This window comes from Breoghania sp., assembly GCF_963674635.1.
Lineage (GTDB): Bacteria > Pseudomonadota > Alphaproteobacteria > Rhizobiales > Stappiaceae > Breoghania.
The window spans coordinates 177,082-192,878 of sequence record NZ_OY771475.1 but is presented as its reverse complement, the minus strand read 5'-3'; the positions used below and the strand labels follow the sequence as shown (position 1 = coordinate 192,878).

General features: G+C 61.0%; 14 protein-coding genes. 8 read left to right on the top strand and 6 right to left on the bottom strand.

What is annotated here, in order from left to right; translation table 11 throughout:
• Window positions 1-106 precede the first annotated feature (106 nt).
• The 3 genes from ABGM93_RS00800 to ABGM93_RS00790 all read right to left on the bottom strand — a co-directional run bounded on the left by ABGM93_RS00800 (window position 107) and on the right by ABGM93_RS00790 (window position 4,924).
• Complete coding sequence (locus ABGM93_RS00800; protein ID WP_321502545.1) at window positions 107-1,600, bottom strand: flagellar protein; 1,494 nt, start codon at window positions 1,598-1,600, stop codon at window positions 107-109.
• 8 nt (window positions 1,601-1,608) lie between these two features.
• On the bottom strand, window positions 1,609-3,486 hold the full coding sequence (flgK, locus tag ABGM93_RS00795; RefSeq protein WP_321502543.1) for a flagellar hook-associated protein FlgK: 1,878 nt from the start codon (window positions 3,484-3,486) through the stop codon (window positions 1,609-1,611).
• 73 nt (window positions 3,487-3,559) lie between these two features.
• Window positions 3,560-4,924 (bottom strand): flagellar hook protein FlgE, encoded by a 1,365-nt coding sequence (locus tag ABGM93_RS00790; RefSeq protein ID WP_321502540.1) that lies wholly within the window; start codon window positions 4,922-4,924, stop codon window positions 3,560-3,562.
• A gap of 363 nt (window positions 4,925-5,287) precedes the next feature.
• Between ABGM93_RS00790 and ABGM93_RS00785 the strand changes: the two genes are divergently transcribed.
• The 7 genes from ABGM93_RS00785 to ABGM93_RS00755 all read left to right on the top strand — a co-directional run bounded on the left by ABGM93_RS00785 (window position 5,288) and on the right by ABGM93_RS00755 (window position 12,353).
• Complete coding sequence (locus tag ABGM93_RS00785) at window positions 5,288-6,133, top strand: MoxR family ATPase (RefSeq protein ID WP_321502536.1); 846 nt, start codon at window positions 5,288-5,290, stop codon at window positions 6,131-6,133.
• 3 nt (window positions 6,134-6,136) lie between these two features.
• A complete protein-coding gene (locus tag ABGM93_RS00780) occupies window positions 6,137-6,661 on the top strand; it encodes a hypothetical protein (RefSeq protein ID WP_321502532.1) in 525 nt (174 codons plus the stop codon).
• Window positions 6,662-6,686: 25 nt separating this feature from the next.
• Complete coding sequence (locus ABGM93_RS00775; RefSeq protein WP_321502530.1) at window positions 6,687-7,241, top strand: histidine phosphatase family protein; 555 nt, start codon at window positions 6,687-6,689, stop codon at window positions 7,239-7,241.
• Window positions 7,242-7,365: 124 nt separating this feature from the next.
• Window positions 7,366-8,829 carry a YcjX family protein gene (locus ABGM93_RS00770; RefSeq protein WP_321502527.1) on the top strand — a complete coding sequence of 488 codons (1,464 nt, stop codon included), beginning with the start codon at window positions 7,366-7,368 and terminating at the stop codon, window positions 8,827-8,829.
• Window positions 8,826-9,887 (top strand): TIGR01620 family protein, encoded by a 1,062-nt coding sequence (locus ABGM93_RS00765; RefSeq protein ID WP_321502524.1) that lies wholly within the window; start codon window positions 8,826-8,828, stop codon window positions 9,885-9,887. The genes ABGM93_RS00770 and ABGM93_RS00765 overlap by 4 nt, the downstream gene beginning before the upstream one ends.
• A gap of 82 nt (window positions 9,888-9,969) precedes the next feature.
• Window positions 9,970-10,662, top strand: a complete 693-nt coding sequence (locus tag ABGM93_RS00760; protein WP_321502520.1) for a hypothetical protein — start codon at window positions 9,970-9,972, stop codon at window positions 10,660-10,662.
• A 515-nt stretch (window positions 10,663-11,177) separates the two neighbouring features.
• Window positions 11,178-12,353 carry a VWA domain-containing protein gene (locus tag ABGM93_RS00755; RefSeq protein WP_321502518.1) on the top strand — a complete coding sequence of 392 codons (1,176 nt, stop codon included), beginning with the start codon at window positions 11,178-11,180 and terminating at the stop codon, window positions 12,351-12,353.
• A gap of 27 nt (window positions 12,354-12,380) precedes the next feature.
• Here the strand turns inward: ABGM93_RS00755 and ABGM93_RS00750 are convergent, their stop codons facing one another.
• Window positions 12,381-12,833, bottom strand: coding sequence for a universal stress protein (locus ABGM93_RS00750; protein WP_321502516.1), 453 nt, complete (start codon window positions 12,831-12,833; stop codon window positions 12,381-12,383).
• A 241-nt stretch (window positions 12,834-13,074) separates the two neighbouring features.
• On the opposite strand from ABGM93_RS00750, the gene ABGM93_RS00745 reads away from it, so the two are divergent.
• Window positions 13,075-14,454 carry a glutamine synthetase family protein gene (locus ABGM93_RS00745; protein WP_321502514.1) on the top strand — a complete coding sequence of 460 codons (1,380 nt, stop codon included), beginning with the start codon at window positions 13,075-13,077 and terminating at the stop codon, window positions 14,452-14,454.
• 128 nt (window positions 14,455-14,582) lie between these two features.
• On the opposite strand, the gene ABGM93_RS00740 is transcribed toward ABGM93_RS00745, so the two are convergent.
• On the bottom strand, window positions 14,583-14,906 hold the full coding sequence (locus ABGM93_RS00740) for a 2Fe-2S iron-sulfur cluster-binding protein (RefSeq protein ID WP_319775656.1): 324 nt from the start codon (window positions 14,904-14,906) through the stop codon (window positions 14,583-14,585).
• A 150-nt stretch (window positions 14,907-15,056) separates the two neighbouring features.
• The gene (locus tag ABGM93_RS00735) at window positions 15,057-15,443 is read right to left on the bottom strand and encodes an Hpt domain-containing protein (RefSeq protein WP_321502512.1); all 387 of its coding nucleotides are present in this window, start codon (window positions 15,441-15,443) and stop codon (window positions 15,057-15,059) included.
• Window positions 15,444-15,797: the final 354 nt, after the last annotated feature.

Genomic DNA, 15,797 nt, shown 5'->3' with positions numbered 1-15,797 from the left:
CCCAGCGCCCCCACCAGAGCGCCTGCATGCGCATAAAAAAGGGCGCAAGCCCTGCTTGCGCCCTTCTCCAATTACGCGCGCGGACCGCGCGCTGTCGGCTTGCACTCTAGAGATAGTTCGCCAGCGAGAGCTGATACATGATCGATGTGGTGCGGTAGCTCATTTCCATCATCGTCTGCAGCTGCAATATCTGCGCGGCCACCTCGTTCTTGTCGATGCCCTCGATCTCGTCCACCGACGTCTGGAGCGAGTTCGCCATGGTCTTGTGGCGCTCTGCCACGCGCTTCACGGCCAGATGGGTGGTCGCCATCTCCATTTCGATTTTCTGGATGCCGGAGGTCTTGCCTTCGGTGTTCTGCAAGGGAGACCGCGCACGTTCCGCCATTGCGGAATAGAAGTCGTGGTTTTCCTCGCTTTCGCCGGAGAAATCCGCCGCGACGAAGGCCGCAATGGACTGCACCACCTCGCGGATGCCATCCTCGTTGGCGCGCGCGCCGTAGTTCACCTCGAAATTGTCATCGATCACGGCGGTGGCTCCCCTGCGGGGATTTCCGACCGTCTGATCGCCGACATACCAGGCCACCGTATCCGCACCGCCAGGATGTGTGCCGGTCGCCGTGTCGAAGGGCGGACCATCGACGCGCGGAACCTCTTGCCCCTGGTAGGTGTCGAAGAAGGCCTCGGACGCCCGATAATGCGAAGCCGCCTTCAGATCGCTGGACGCCTTGCCTTGCACGGCGGTGTCGAGCGCAGCCTTTAGGTTCGCTGCCGTATCGGCCGGCGTTGCGCCGAGCTCGAAGCCGTTCTTGACGCCCGGCCCATCCGCGACCTTCAGTTCCACGCTCGTCTGCGTGCCATCGGGCATGTCGAGATAGACCTTGATGGTCTCGCCCACCTTCGGCTGTCCCGCAAAGTCGATATCCTGACTTGCCGGAGGCCCGGCGGTGTAATTCGTGGTGACATTCGACAGATCCGACGTCACACCGGCAATCTTGAAGCCGAAATTATGCGCACCGTCTTCGGCAAGCGTCACTGTCGTACCAGCAAGCGCGCTCGTCAGGCGTCCGTTATTGAGCGGGCCCGCATCTGCCTGCACATATTCGTCAATGACCTGCTTCAGTCCGGCATGGGTCAGATCGCCATTCATGATCAGATCCATGTCGACCACCGGAGCGGTATCGACCTTGCTGCCGGAATAGATATGACGGCCCGCCACATCACTGTTGAGCAACCCCAGCAGTTCCACCAGCGAAACCTCGGCCGAGGTCTGGCTGTTGGTCGCGCCATCGGCCTGCTGGACAAAATTGTTGGGATCCATCGCCTTGCGGGCTTCAGAACGGATCTCGTCCATTCGGCTGATCGTCTTGTCGATCACGCTCAGGCGCAGATCGACGAAGGTTCCCGTCTGCTGATAGGAACCGATCTCGTTGATACGCTGCTTCAGCGCCAGATCGAGGCTGCGGTTCTGTCCCAGCCCGGAATAGGTCGTTGAGTTCTTCTGCGTCGCCAGCTGGCGCTGCAGATCATCGAAGGTCGTCCGCATCCGTGTGAGCTGATCGATCAACGAGGAATTTTTGAAAAAGACGGAGTTGACTGCCATAGCCGACCTCACGCGTTCATGAGTACATCAAACAGTTCGCGGATCACCGTCATCACTCGCGCATTGGAGGTGTAGGCGTTCTGCAACTGGATTAGCCGAGCCAATTCCTCGTCCATGTTGACGGCGGAGGAATCGTCCACCCGGCTCTTGAGATTGTTTGTGACGACCTTCTGACCCGCGTGCATGCTGTTCACGTTCGCGGACTTGGCCGACTGACGCGACACGACCTCGGACAGATAGTCGACGACCGTGCCATTGAAGGGCGCGCTCTCGGTGCCGATCCCCGCCTTGCTGTCATACTGGCGAGACGTCTGGGTGAGCGCATTCAGCAGATGGAGCGCGCGCGTCGGATCACCCGTTTCCGTTGGCGCCGCTGAGTCGTAGACCACGAGCCGGGAGATATCGTCGATAAGCGCCGGATTGACCGAGATACGGCCCGCATAGCCGACCTTCTGATCACGTCCCTCCAGCGCCCCGGTATAAGGCTGGCCGGCAAGCCCGTCGGTGAAGACGGGCAGAGCCGGCGTCCCCTCATCCGCCAGCCCCGTGGCGGTGTATGTGCCGGTGACGCCGGACAGGGTCGAGGTCGTACCGCCGTCATCCACGAAACTGAACACAGACCCGGTATCGGTGACGGTGAAGCCCGTCCCGCCGAGAGCCGCCTGCATCTGCGCGGCTGCGGAGGCGTATCCGCCGGAAAAGTCGATGCCGTAGACCGTGTCGTTCGGATCGGCGGTCTGGGAGTTGTCGAGCGGCAGCTGGCTTGGATCGTCCACCCGAATGAAGGTGATCGTCCTGTCCTCGCCAGTGGCCGCATCCTTGTAGGTGAGTGTGACCTTGTTGCCCTTCTGGAGGGCCGCCATGTCGAGATTCTGACCCTGCTGCGGCGGCGTTGCGCCCGCGTCGGTGCCCGCTACGTTGTGGCTCGACAGCGCCTGGGACAGCTGGCTGGCGATCTCGTCAAGCTGGTCCTGGACTTCCACCAGATAGTTGTCGCGCATGTCCACCAGCGCGCCCAGACGGCCGGAATGAAGGCCCTTGTTGGCGATCAGGTCGATGGTGGAACCGCCCGGCGTCACCAGGGTGATCGTGCCGGTCTTTCGCTGCGCCGGATCTTCGCTCCACTGGGCCTCGGCGGTGACGGTCGCGCGCCCATCGAAGCGAAGCTCGGACGGATAGACATCGAGCAGCGACATGCCGCCGGTCGTGTACAGCCGGACCGCACCGTTGGGATCCTCGCGCACATTGATGTCAATCAGCCCGGAGAGCTCGTCCAGATAGCGATCGCGCTGATCTTCCAGATCGGCGGTCGACTGGTAGCCCGCCTTCTGCGTCACGATCTCCTTGTTGATGTCGGAGACCGATCGGATCAGTTCGTTGATGCGCCCGACCGTATCCCCGATCTGGTTCTCCGCCTCCTGCCGCATCTGCTGAACGGCACTGGTGGCGCTGTTGAGCTCGGAGGCGACCGCCTTCGCGCTCTGCATCACCTGCAGGCGAACAGTGTAGTCTTCAGGAGACGTGGTGAGCGCCGACAGGTCGGACACGAATTGGGCCATGACCTTGTTGAGCGAACCCGGATCCGAGAGCGTGCCGATCAGCGCATCGACGCGCGACGCGTAGGACTTCATCAGGTCCAGGTAGGACATGTCCGCCGAGCTGGTGCGGTATTCCCGCTGGGCATTCTCGTCGAGGGAACGGGTGATCTGGTCGGAGACAACTCCGATGACCTGCCCGTTTCTTCCATAGGCGACGGAAGCCTGAATGCTCTTCTTGGTGTAGCCGACCGTATCAGCGCTGGCGATATTCGCCGCTGTTACATCGAGCTGACGCTGGTTGAAGGCAAGACCGTAAAGAGCGGTGTTGAGAGCCGAACTCAGACCCATGGCACGACCATCCTGGCGATAAGGTTTTCTAACGCCGCCGACCCCTTCTGGATCGGCGGCTCACAGGCCCGCCTTAGCGGACCATATTCAGGGCTTCCTGGAGCATCTCGTCACCCGAGGTGACGATACGGGTGTTCGCCGAGTAGGCCTGCTGCGTGATGATCAGCTTGGAGAACTCGTCGGCGATATCGGTGTTGGAGGCTTCAAGCGTATTGCCCTTGATGGTGCCGGTCGCGCTGTACAACGGCTCGCCGGAATCCGTCGTCTGGGCAAAGGCGCCACCATCAAGACGCTCAAGGCGAGCGTCCGCGGCGAACGATGCGATCGGGATCTCATAGAGATCGCGGGTCTGGCCGTTATTGTAGGTGGCCACGATACGTCCACCGCCGCCGATCTTCACGCCGGTCTGCTCGCCGGAGGCATAGCCGTCCTGCGAAAGCGTTTTCACCTTCGCCGCGCCGTTCGGATCCGCATACTGGGTGAGGCCGTCGGAGCCGAAGGAAAAGAGCAAATCGCCGACGTTGTTGCCGTCCACGGTCAGATTGGCCAGCGTGATGTTGCCGCCGGTGGGCGAGACGAGCGCACCAGAGCCGTCGAACTCGAACTGGCCCGCATGCTTCCAGACCGGATTAGGACCGGCGGCATCAGCGTCGGTGAGATAGTACATCTCCCACTGCGCATTCTGCGGCACGCTCGCATCGGCATTCTGTGACTTCGCCCAACGGACCTGCACATTCACCGGCGAACCGTTTTCATCATAGATGGTGATCGCCTCGCCAGCGACCGAACTGCGCAGGAACGCAGTCTTGTCCGCAGCAAGAATGTCATTGCCTGGCGTGATGGTGCTGTCCAGAAGCTCCGAGCCCGGCACCGTCGCATCAGACTGGGCAGTGATCGGATAGGTCGGGAGGTTGGCGCGATACTCGATCTCGGTCGTCCGGCGCGCGCCCATAAAGTCGTTGGTGATCTGGATCAGCTCCGGCACGGTGCCGGACACATTGCCCGTCGTCTCGTCGATCGGGTTGCCGAACAGATAGTAGCCCGCGCCGTTGACCAGATAGCCGTCCTTGTCCACCGTGAAGTCGCCGCGGCGCGTATAGACGTTGGTACCGGAGAAAATCGGCCGTCCATCCTGCTCGCCGATCTTTTCCTGAACGACAAAATAGCCATCGCCGTTGACGGCCATGTGGGTGTCGATATCCGAACGCTGGAGATCACCCCTGATGTCGTTTGTCGCGCGCGAATTGGAGATCACCGTGCCCGCGATCTGGGTGGTCTGATCGGTACCGCCGCTGGCGACCAGATCAGAGAAGCTGGTATCCAGGCGCTTGTAGCCGGTGGTCTGCGAATTGGCGATGTTGCCGGAAATGTTCTCCAGCGCGTAGGACTGAGACCTCAGACCGGAAATCGCCGCGTTGATGGCGCCGTAGATGCCCATCGACTTCTCCTCACGAGTGGTCGCTTATCAGCGAGGGACACAAAAACTCCCTCCCCCTATCGCAACCCCCGTGCCAAACCGGAAAACGCGTCGGATTCCTGTATTTTCAACGCATTAGTCGGGTCGAAGGGATAGGCAACCGGGCCGCAACCCGGTAAATTATTGCCGCCCGGGGCAAAGTTTGCCGGGCAACAGGCAAGTTTGGCACTGCAAACGGCCCGCTTCCGCTTGGCGAGGACACCTTCGGCATCCTATGCTCTGCCCTCCGTAACGGAACCGGTCGCCGGAATGGATGAAAGCCCTCACACGGGGCGCTGCGGCGGACGAAGGTTCACCCCCAGCATCGAACAGCAGGACATACGAATGCGTTTTGAAGGCACTGTCGACTACGTTGCGACCGAAGATCTCCGCATCGCCGTGAATGCCGCCATCGCTCTGGAACGTCCCCTTCTGGTCAAGGGCGAGCCCGGCACCGGCAAGACCGTTCTGGCACAGGAAGTCGCCGCAGCCCTCGGTGCCCCGCTGATCGAATGGCACGTGAAATCCACCACCAAGGCGCAGCAGGGCCTTTACGAATATGACGCCGTCTCCCGCCTGCGCGACAGCCAGCTCGGCGATGAGCGGGTCCACGACATCGCCAACTACATCAAGCGCGGCAAGCTGTGGGAGGCCTTTGTCTCCGAAACCCGGCCCGTGTTGCTGATCGACGAGATCGACAAGGCCGACATCGAGTTTCCCAATGACCTTCTGCTCGAACTCGACCGGATGGAGTTCCACGTTTACGAGACGGGCGAGACGATCCGGGCCGAGCAGCGCCCGCTGGTGATCATCACCTCCAACAACGAGAAGGATCTGCCGGACGCCTTCCTGCGCCGCTGCTTCTTCCACTACATCAAGTTTCCCGACGAGGAGACGATGCGCGAGATCGTGGAGGTCCACTATCCAGGTCTCAAGAGCATGTTGCTCACCGAGGCGATGAAGATCTTCTATGAAGTGCGCGAAGTTCCCGGCCTCAAGAAGAAGCCTTCCACCTCGGAACTGCTGGACTGGATCAAGCTCCTCGTGAACGAGGACATTGACCTGGCAACGCTGAAGGAGCGTGACAGCTCCAAGCTGATCCCGCCGCTGCACGGTGCCTTGCTGAAAAACGAGCAGGACGTGCATCTGTTTGAACGGCTGGCATTCATGGCCCGCCGTCAGGGTCGCTGATCGATGCAACGTGGTGGACACCGTCTCTCAGCCGTTCTTTGCGGGGCAATGCTTGCCCTTGCCGCAAGCCTCATCCCGGCCGGCGCCGTCAACGGCTGGCGGGAGGATTTCGGCACGCTGACGCATCACTCCGGCCTCTCCTGCCCCGACAGGATTGGCGCGCTGGAGCGTTTCGAAGTGGCGGGCACCACGGCCACCATGCTGGCGAGCTGCACCTATCGAACGAATAACCTCTATCTCATGGTGCAGATCTGGGAGCAGGGGTATCTTCTGCGCGCCACCCGCGACTACCGCGACCATTTCGTCGGGATCGGCTTCCCGCAGGTGACGGGGTCGGGCGTGGCACGAAAAGGGCTGACCTTCATTGTCGCTCGCAGCAGCGACAGTCAGCGACGCGAGACAATCTGGCCCATTTCCATTGGGCGGCGTGGTCTGGTTCTGTGGATGAATTACGCCTATCCAGGCGACAACAAGGCCGTGGAAGCGGCTTATAATGACATGGTGGAAACGCTGCGCTCCATGAAGTGAGCGCGCCCCGAGACGGAGACCTGTGATGTCCCGCCTGCTGCTCTTTCGCCACGCGAAGTCGTCATGGACCGAGACGGCGCTTACCGATTTCGACCGCCCGCTTGCCCAGCGCGGCCTGCGCGCCGCCCCCATGATGGGCCAGTACATGCAGGCCAATGACCTGCTGCCCGACCGCATCTTGTGTTCCTCCGCCCTGCGCACCCGCGAGACGCTGGCCGCGATCCTGCCCTTCATGCGCAAGGACATGACGATCGAGCTGCTGCGCGAGATCTATGACGCCCTTGACGACGATTACCGCGACATCATCGCAGCCCATGCAGGACAGGCGGAAACGCTCATGGTGATCGGCCACAACCCGGTCATTCACGACACTGCGCTGGCTCTCGTCTGCGACGGCGATCCGGGCGCCCTGCAGCATCTGCGCGAGGGCTTCCCCACCGCAGCCCTTGCCGTGATCGAATTCAAGGCGCCGACGGCGGGCGCGCTGGAGCCGGGAAGCGGTCACCTGACCGCGTTCATCAAGCCGCGCGAACTGGAGGCCATGCTGGCTGAACATGGCGTTGCACTCAGCCAGAATTGAGATTGGCGGGCAAAAGCGTTTGCGATAGGGGCCTCGCCTTCCTACATCTTTGACTACGAACACCTTGCGCCCGACGTTCGAAGCGGCCGGTCGCGCCCTTCCTGACCGTGAAGCGACCAGGCCCTTGATCAGACTTTCCAGCATTACCGACGAGGCACGCAACACACTCGACAATCTCGTGGACGGCGCGCAGGCACTGGCTGTCCCGAGCCTGCGCCTCGGCGTGACAGGCCTGTCGCGCGCCGGCAAGACCGTGTTCATCACAGCACTCGTTCACAACCTCATCCACGGGGGGCGGCTGCCGCTGTTCGAAGCCGGGGCCAGCGGACGGCTGGCGCGCGCCTTCCTCCAGCCCCAGCCCAACGATGCCGTTCCCCGTTTCGATTACGAGCGCCACATCGATACGCTGCTCGATGAACGTGTCTGGCCACGATCCACCCGGCAGGTCTCCGAGTTGCGCCTGACCATCGAGTACGAATCCGCCACCTTCCTCAAGACCATGATGGGCCGGGGAAAGCTGCACCTCGACATTGTGGACTATCCTGGCGAATGGCTGCTCGACCTGCCCTTGCTCAACAAGGATTTCCGCACATGGTCGCACGAGGCGCTTGAGCTTGCCCGCGACCCCGCCCGCACCGCGCTCGCCTCCGACTGGCTCGAAGCGCTGACGGCGAGCGATCCGACCGCGGAGGCCGACGAAAACAAGGCCCGTGACCTCGCCGCCCGTTTCACCGCCTATCTGGCGGCCTGCCGGGCGGATGAGCATGCGCTGTCGCTGCTTCCGCCGGGCCGGTTCCTGATGCCCGGCGACATGGAGGGCTCCCCCGCCCTCACCTTCTGCCCGCTTGATCTGGAAGATGTCGGATCACCCGCGCGAAACAGTCTTCACGCGATGATGGAGCGGCGTTACGAGGCCTACAAGAAACACGTCGTGCGCCCCTTCTTCCGCGATCATTTCGCCCGGCTCGACCGGCAGATCGTGCTGGTGGACGCGCTTGCCGCCCTCAATGCCGGCCCCGCCGCGGTTCAGGATCTGGAAGCAGCTCTTGCGGGCATCCTGCGCTGTTTCCGTCCGGGCCGGAACTCGTGGCTTTCCAGCATTCTGGTGCGCCGCATCGACCGCATTCTCTTCGCAGCCACAAAGGCCGATCATCTCCACCATGCCGATCACGACCGGCTGGAGGCGATCCTGTCGAAGCTGGTGGAAAAGGCGGTGGAGCGCGCAAAATTCAAGGGTGCGCAGGTGGATGTCGCGGCCATCGCCGCCATCCGCGCCACTCGCGAGGCGAAGCTGAAGGAGGACGGCGTCACCCTGCCCGCGATCCTGGGCACCCCCCTTCCCGGCGAGACGCTCGGCGAGGCCACCTATGACGGAAACACGGAGATCGCGCTCTTTCCCGGCGATCTGCCCGACGATCCCGCCGCGATCTACGAGCCAGGGAGCGACCTTGCCGCCGGGCCCGACCTGCGCTTCATCCGTTTCCGCCCGCCCCGGCTGGAACGCACGGCGGAGGGCGTCACGCTCTCCCTGCCGCATATCCGGCTCGACCGGGCCCTGCAATTCCTCGTTGGAGACAAGCTCGCATGAGTGGAGAACCGCCGCGCCGCGCCCCGCGCGCCTTCCGCATCGACGGCGACCAGATCATCGAGGACGATCACGCCCCCGCCCAGAACAACGGGACAAGCGAGGCTCCGCGCCCGCGCAAGGCCTCCGCGCGGATCATCCCCGAGCCGCTTCCGCCGGATGAAGCCCTGCCCGCGCCGCTCCCGCCGCGACCCACGCGCCGCTGGGGGCGCTGGCTGGCGATCGGTCTGGGCGGCCTGATCTCGCTCGGCGCCGGCCTTGCGGTGGACCGGCTGGTGCGCGATCTCTTCGCCCGCACCGAATGGCTCGGCTGGGTGGGCATTGCCTTCGCCGCCATCGCCGTGCTCGCCGTTCTGGCTCTCGTCATCCGCGAGATCGCGGGCCTCTCGCGCCTCAGACAGATCGACCGGCTGCGCGCCCAGTTTCGCGCCGCTGCAGACACCGACGACAGCAAGACCGCGCGCGCCGCACTGAATGACCTGATGAGCCTCTATGCGCCAAGGCCCGAAACCGCCCATGGCCGCACCGCGCTCTCCTCGCTGTCGAGCGAGATCATCGACGGGCGCGATCTCGTCGTTCTCACCGAGCGCGAATTGCTGAAACCGCTCGATGCGCGCGCGCGCCATCTGGTCGCCAATGCCTCCAAGCGCGTGTCCGTCATCACCGCCATCAGCCCGCGCGCAATCGTGGACCTGCTTGTGGTGGCGGTTGAGAACCTGAGGCTGATCCGGGCGCTGTCGCATCTTTACGGCGGGCGTCCGGGTACGCTCGGCATTTTCCGCCTCGTTCGTCACGTGCTCGCCCATCTGGCCGTGACCGGCGGCATGGCGGCAGGCGACAGCCTGCTTCAGCAAGTGCTGGGACAGGGCCTCGCCGCGCGTGTTTCGGCACGTCTGGGCGAAGGCGTGATCAACGGGCTTCTGACCGCGCGCATCGGCGCAGCGGCCATCGATGTCTGCCGCCCCGCGCCTTTTATCGGCGAACGCGCGCCCCGTGTCACCGATTTCATATCGGGGCTCAAAAGCGCCGCCGATACGGTCGGAGAAAAATCGCCGGAATAGGTATCTTTTATACTTAAGTCAAATACTCGCACGTCACACCATGTGCTTTCCTACCTCCCATCTGCTTGGGGGAGCTGATGAGATGCGAACTGTATACTACCTCATATCGCTTATTTTAATTTGTTGCTTTATTGGCGCTTGCAATCCCGATGCCAACCCGTTGAAAAAAGGCCCGGACCCCGACGTCAGCACCAAGGTGAAACCTTCTGGAAGCCTATCCTTCAACATTCCAAAGAATGAGAAGACTGGCGCCTACGAGGTCTGCCTGAGGGAAGAGGATGTGAAGCAATGGGAACGTCGGCTTCGTGGAGAGCGGATTGATGATCCACTTGGCTTAAAGAAGATGGCGGATGACCTCACTTCTCCTCTTACCAGCATGGTAGGCATGGTGTTGGCGCCCACACACCTGTTCAACTTGACAGGGCCAATTGCAGCCAAAGCACAGGGCAACCCAGACGGCGCGATGCCCATATGCGGAAACTGGTGCGGTTCCGGCTATCCACGCGCCAATACAAACCCCAAACCTGTCGACGCTCTGGACGCAGCATGTATGGCGCATGATTTATGTTACCGCCAATACGGGCTTTATAGCTGCCAATGCGATCAATTATTTGTCGATATGCTCACACAGGGCAGATCAATATTGGACATGAACCAACTGGAACTAAAAATGGTCGCCCTATTCCGTGGATCACCATGCTTCGGCGGATGCAAGAAATTCGCAGGGCATCAGATATGTGGTGGCCGGGGTGGTTTTGGCATCAATCAACCTTGAGGCTTTTTTAAATGCCCGCAGAATCTATTTTGGAAAGCATAATCGCGATCGGCGACAAAATCGACACGCTTTGGAATATGTTTATAGGCATACACATAGCTATACTTGGCTATTTCTACGTATCTAAAGAACTTCCTAGTCCATATCACAAATTCGTTGGATCAATCGCCTACCTTTTATTCTCCATTATAAATCTTAACGCACTAAACTCGACATACCGTTTCCTAGGAGCAATGGTTGACGAATACAAAATGCGATACATCGAGACCACTGAAGTAACCGGCCATCACTTGAAAAATATACTATTAAGCATGGACTATTCTAACCGCTATATAGTCGTATACTCGATACACTTACTTGCCGCATCTCTTGTTTTTATGTCATTCTTTCTGAGTAAAAAGCTAAATATATTGAATACAGAAAAACAAGGATGACCGCCCTTTTATCTAGTGAAAAAGGTCGGGAAATTTTCTATCAAGGCTGCGAAGATACTCTGCGTTCAACAGGGATCAGCCATGCTCGTCCACTTCTTCCAGGAACTGAAATCCGCGGGCCTGCCGGTCTCGCTTCGCGAATATCTGCTGCTCATGGAAGCCTTGAAGGCGGATCTGGCGCAGCGCCGGGTGGAGGATTTCTATTATCTGGCGCGCGCCGCGCTGGTGAAGGACGAATCCAACCTCGACAAGTTCGATCGGGTCTTCGGCCATGTCTTCAAGGGCCTCGACCTGATGAGCGAGGCCGTGGAAGCGGAAATCCCGGAGGAATGGCTGCGCAAGCTCGCCGAAAAGCACTTGAGCGAAGAGGACAAGGCGCAGATCGAGGCGCTGGGCGGCTGGGACAAGCTCATGGAGACGCTGAAAAAGCGCCTTGAGGAGCAAAAGGGCCGCCATCAGGGCGGCAACAAGTGGATCGGCACAGCCGGAACCTCCCCCTTCGGCGCTTACGGCTTCAATCCCGAAGGCGTGCGCATCGGGCAGAAGGAAAGCCGCCACCGCCGCGCGGTGAAGGTGTGGGACAAGCGCGAGTTCCGCGATCTCGACGACACGGTGGAACTGGGCACACGCAACATCAAGGTCGCGCTGAAACGCCTGCGCCATTTCGCGCGCACGGGCGCTGCCGAAGAACTTGATCTCGACAACACCATCCGCGCCACCGCGCATCGTGGCTATCTGGACCTCAAGATGCGCCCCGAGCGGCGCAACGCGGTCAAGGTGCTGCTATTCTTCGATATCGGCGGCTCAATGGACGACCATATCCGCATCTGCGAGGAACTGTTTTCAGCCGCGCGGATGGAATTCAAGGTCATGGAGCATTTCTACTTCCACAATTGCCTCTATGAAGGCGTGTGGAAGTCCAACCAGCGCCGCCATTCGGAAATCACGCCCACCTGGGACGTGCTCCACACGTATCCCGCCGATTACAAGGTGATCTTCGTGGGCGACGCCTCCATGAGCCCCTATGAGATCGCCTATCCCGGCGGCGCGGTGGAGCATTGGAACGCTGAGTCCGGCGAAACCTGGTTGCGCCGCGTGACCGACCTCTATTCCCGCGCCGTCTGGCTCAATCCCGTGCCGCAGAACCACTGGGGCTACACGGAATCCATCCACATGATCCGCCAGATCATGGAAGACCGCATGTACCCGCTGACGCTCGAAGGCCTCGACGCGGCCATGAAAGAACTGGCCCGCTAGCGAGCGAACGCATGTGAGACCGAGGCTTCAGTCTTCGTCTTCGTCTTCGTCTTCGCCACCGCGCACCACCAGCACCGAGCAATCGGCATGGCGCACGACCTTGGCGGCGTTGGAGCCGAGTAGGTAGCTGGAGAAGCTGTCGCCATGCGAGGCGATGAGGATCAGGTCGGCATTGAAGGCCGCAGCCTCCTCCAGAACCTCGTGATAGACCGTGCCCGCGCGCACCGAAATGCTCACCCGGTCCTTCGGCACGTTGAGCGAACCGGCGATCTCGACAAGCAGCTTGCGCGCGTCATCGGCAATTCGGGTATCGAAATCCGCGTCCAACATCTCCGTGATGACGCCGCGCACCGGCGAGATGACCGCAACCAGCCTGAGAACCGCACCGTATTGGGTGGCGAACCGCTCGGCCATCTTCAACGCGGGGTTGGCAAAATCGCTTTCTGCGGGATCAATTGGAACAAGAATGGAATTATACATGTGCCCCCGAGAGTTTCGCATGACCGCCGCTGCACAAGACACAGTCTCTTAAGACCGCCATACGCTTACAATCATTGTGGGAATGTACAATCTGGCCATCTTGTTAACAATGCAGATATCACAGCATTTCCACTGGCCGCATGAACGTTCCGCTTGACGCCACCCGCTGCACAGCGCTTCCTCTGTCCCCGGATCGGACGGGCCGCGCCCCGACGGCAGCTTGACAACGGGACCCCAACCAATGATTTCCGAAGAACTCGCGACCGAAGTCACCTCCACCCCGGAAGCGGCCACCCGCTGGCTTCGCGCGGCCCGCATCGATGAAGTGGAGTGCATCGTCCCCGACATGAACGGGATCATGCGGGGCAAGATCATCCCGCGCGAGGATTTCATCCGCCTGATGGAAGACGGTTTGCGGCTGCCGGAATTCCTCTTTTTTCAAGCGGTCACCGGCGACACGGCCGATGAGAGCAGCGTGGTCAATCCGCTGGATCGCGATATCCGCGCCATCCCCGACCTGACCACCATGCGCCTTGTGCCCTGGTATGAGGAACCCACCGCGCAGGTTATCTGCGACTGTGTTTTCATGGACGGCAGCCCGGTCGATTTTGCGCCGCGACAAGTGCTGCGGCGGGTTCTGGATCGGTATGCCGAAAAGGGGCTCCAGCCCATTGTCGCCCCTGAGCTTGAATTCTACCTCACGGCCCGCAATGACGACCCGGACATGCCGCTTTCCGTTCCCACCGGCCTGTCTGGCCGCAAGGAATCCGGCCATCAGGCCTATGGCATCGAGCATGCCAACGACTACGACCACGTGGTGAACCTGATCTACGACTATTGCGAAATGAGCCGCATCGAGATCGCCACCATGGCGCATGAGGCGGGGCCCGCGCAGCTTGAGATGAATTTCCGCCATGGCGACCCGATCGAGCTGGCCGACCAGACCTTTTTGTTCAAGCGCACGGCGCGTCTTGCCGCGCGCCGACACGACATGGTCGCCACCTTCATGGCCATGCCGCATCAGGACATGCCCGGCTCCGCGACCCATATCCACCAGTCCATTGTCCGGCGTTCCGACGGCACCAACATCCTGGTCGATGAGACCGGCGCGGACGCCCCCGCGCTTCTGCACTATATCGGCGGCTTGCAGAACTATGTCCCTGCGGCCATGTCGCTGTTCTGTCCGAACGTGAATTCCTACCGCCGCATCCGGCTGGAATCGGACGCGCCCATCAACGTGCACTGGGGGCGCGACAACCGCACCTGCGGCCTGCGCGTGCCGGATTCACCGCCCGCCGCACGACGGGTGGAAAACCGGGTCATCGGCGCGGACAGCAATCCCTATCTCGCCATGGCGGCAACACTTGCCTGCGGGCTTCTGGGGCTTGAGGAAAAGAGGGGCCCGGAACCGATGGTGGAAGTCGACGCACACACGCTTGGCGTCTCGCTTCCCTGGCACATCCATCAGGCGTTGTCGGAACTGCAGGAATCGCAGCCGCTCAGAACCATCCTCGGCCCGCGCTTCGTCGATGCCTATGTCGACGTGAAAAACCTCGAATGGCACCTCTACAACAAGGTCATCTCCTCGTGGGAGCGCGAGTACCTGCTTCTGAATGTCTGAGCCGCGAACGGCGCGAACTCACCCGGACTTCATGAACGAGACGCCGAACGCAAAACGGGCCCCAGCCTCACGGCTGCGGCCCGTCGCGATCGAACGAATGACATCGACGGCGAGAAGGCGCCCGCCGGTCAGGCCTGGCGCTCAGGGATCTGAACCACGAGGCCGTCAAGCTCGTCGCGTACCTTGATCTGGCAGGACAGGCGGGAAGTCGGGCGAACCTCGAACGCGAAATCGAGCATGTCCTCTTCCATCGGATCGGGCGAACCTGTCACCTCGGCCCATTCGGGGTCGACATAGACATGGCAGGTCGCGCAGGCGCAGGCGCCGCCGCATTCCGCCTCGATACCGGGAACCATGTTCTTGATGGCATTTTCCATGACGGTGGTCCCGACGGCGGCGTCCACGGTCTTGCGCTCGCTGCCGTCGGCGCTGACGAAAGTAATCTTGGGCATGAAGCTACGCTGGCCTATTGAGTGTGGAAGGTGGGAAGTTCTCCCGACATAAGCCCTTCAGCGGGCCAGTCAAGTCAAGTGGTCAGTCCGCCCAGACCACGATTTGCAACCCCAGGTCAGGCTTGCACCGTCCGCTCGTCCCATTGAGCTTCAGCCGACACCTTCCAGAAACGTCCTTATGAATTGGTTCACCTCGGCCAGCGCGTCCTCCAGATCGCGGGTGAGCACCCGTGCCATCTGCGATGGGACGCGGCTGTTTTCTTCCCCGCTGTCCGCCTCCAGACGCTCCGCCAGCTCCGCCACCTGCCATGCACCGATCCCGCGCGCGGAGCCCTTGAGCGAATGGGCCGCTTCACGCATCTCCCCCACGTCGCCAGCCTGTTTCAACCTGTCCATCCAGACGGCCGACTGGCTTTCAAACAGCGCCAGAACCTCCTGCTGCAAACCCTGGTCACCAAAGGTGTGGCGCGCAAGATGCGCAAGATCCACCGGCGCACGGTCTGTCCCGGATACACTCGAACTGGCTGGTGTTGACATGGATTCCCCCGAATGACGTAGCGGACCTCGTCTTGAACGCAGCCAGCATCTCATTCACCGGAAAAAATCGCGTTAAGAATGAAAGACGTTTTTCAGTCCGCAAGCCCCGCACAAATCAACAAAATGAATCTTTGGTTAACGCATTCTCACACTTTCAGGCCATTCGCACTTTGCGACGGTTCGAAACGCATATCGCATCTGCGAAATCGGGGCGGCGAAATCACTGAAAGAGACAGCCGCAACCCCTTGCAATCAAGCACAGTTCCGTCGCGGCCGTCAGAACCGACACCCCCGTCATTCGTTCAAATTTTATATATTATTACAGTGCGTTAAGCGCGAGCTCGCGGGATCGGA

What these genes read in the sequence shown, in the direction of transcription:
- ABGM93_RS00735 (WP_321502512.1), bottom strand. Translation starts at nt 15,443, where the DNA reads ATGTCAACACCAGCCAGTTCGAGTGTATCCGGGACAGACCGTGCGCCG.
- ABGM93_RS00745 (WP_321502514.1), top strand. Translation starts at nt 13,075, where the DNA reads ATGATTTCCGAAGAACTCGCGACCGAAGTCACCTCCACCCCGGAAGCG.
- flgK (WP_321502543.1), bottom strand. Translation starts at nt 3,486, where the DNA reads ATGGGTCTGAGTTCGGCTCTCAACACCGCTCTTTACGGTCTTGCCTTC.
- ABGM93_RS00785 (WP_321502536.1), top strand. Translation starts at nt 5,288, where the DNA reads ATGCGTTTTGAAGGCACTGTCGACTACGTTGCGACCGAAGATCTCCGC.
- ABGM93_RS00765 (WP_321502524.1), top strand. Translation starts at nt 8,826, where the DNA reads ATGAGTGGAGAACCGCCGCGCCGCGCCCCGCGCGCCTTCCGCATCGAC.
- ABGM93_RS00750 (WP_321502516.1), bottom strand. Translation starts at nt 12,833, where the DNA reads ATGTATAATTCCATTCTTGTTCCAATTGATCCCGCAGAAAGCGATTTT.
- ABGM93_RS00790 (WP_321502540.1), bottom strand. Translation starts at nt 4,924, where the DNA reads ATGGGCATCTACGGCGCCATCAACGCGGCGATTTCCGGTCTGAGGTCT.
- ABGM93_RS00775 (WP_321502530.1), top strand. Translation starts at nt 6,687, where the DNA reads ATGTCCCGCCTGCTGCTCTTTCGCCACGCGAAGTCGTCATGGACCGAG.
- ABGM93_RS00780 (WP_321502532.1), top strand. Translation starts at nt 6,137, where the DNA reads ATGCAACGTGGTGGACACCGTCTCTCAGCCGTTCTTTGCGGGGCAATG.
- ABGM93_RS00800 (WP_321502545.1), bottom strand. Translation starts at nt 1,600, where the DNA reads ATGGCAGTCAACTCCGTCTTTTTCAAAAATTCCTCGTTGATCGATCAG.
- ABGM93_RS00740 (WP_319775656.1), bottom strand. Translation starts at nt 14,906, where the DNA reads ATGCCCAAGATTACTTTCGTCAGCGCCGACGGCAGCGAGCGCAAGACC.
- ABGM93_RS00760 (WP_321502520.1), top strand. Translation starts at nt 9,970, where the DNA reads ATGCGAACTGTATACTACCTCATATCGCTTATTTTAATTTGTTGCTTT.
- ABGM93_RS00755 (WP_321502518.1), top strand. Translation starts at nt 11,178, where the DNA reads ATGCTCGTCCACTTCTTCCAGGAACTGAAATCCGCGGGCCTGCCGGTC.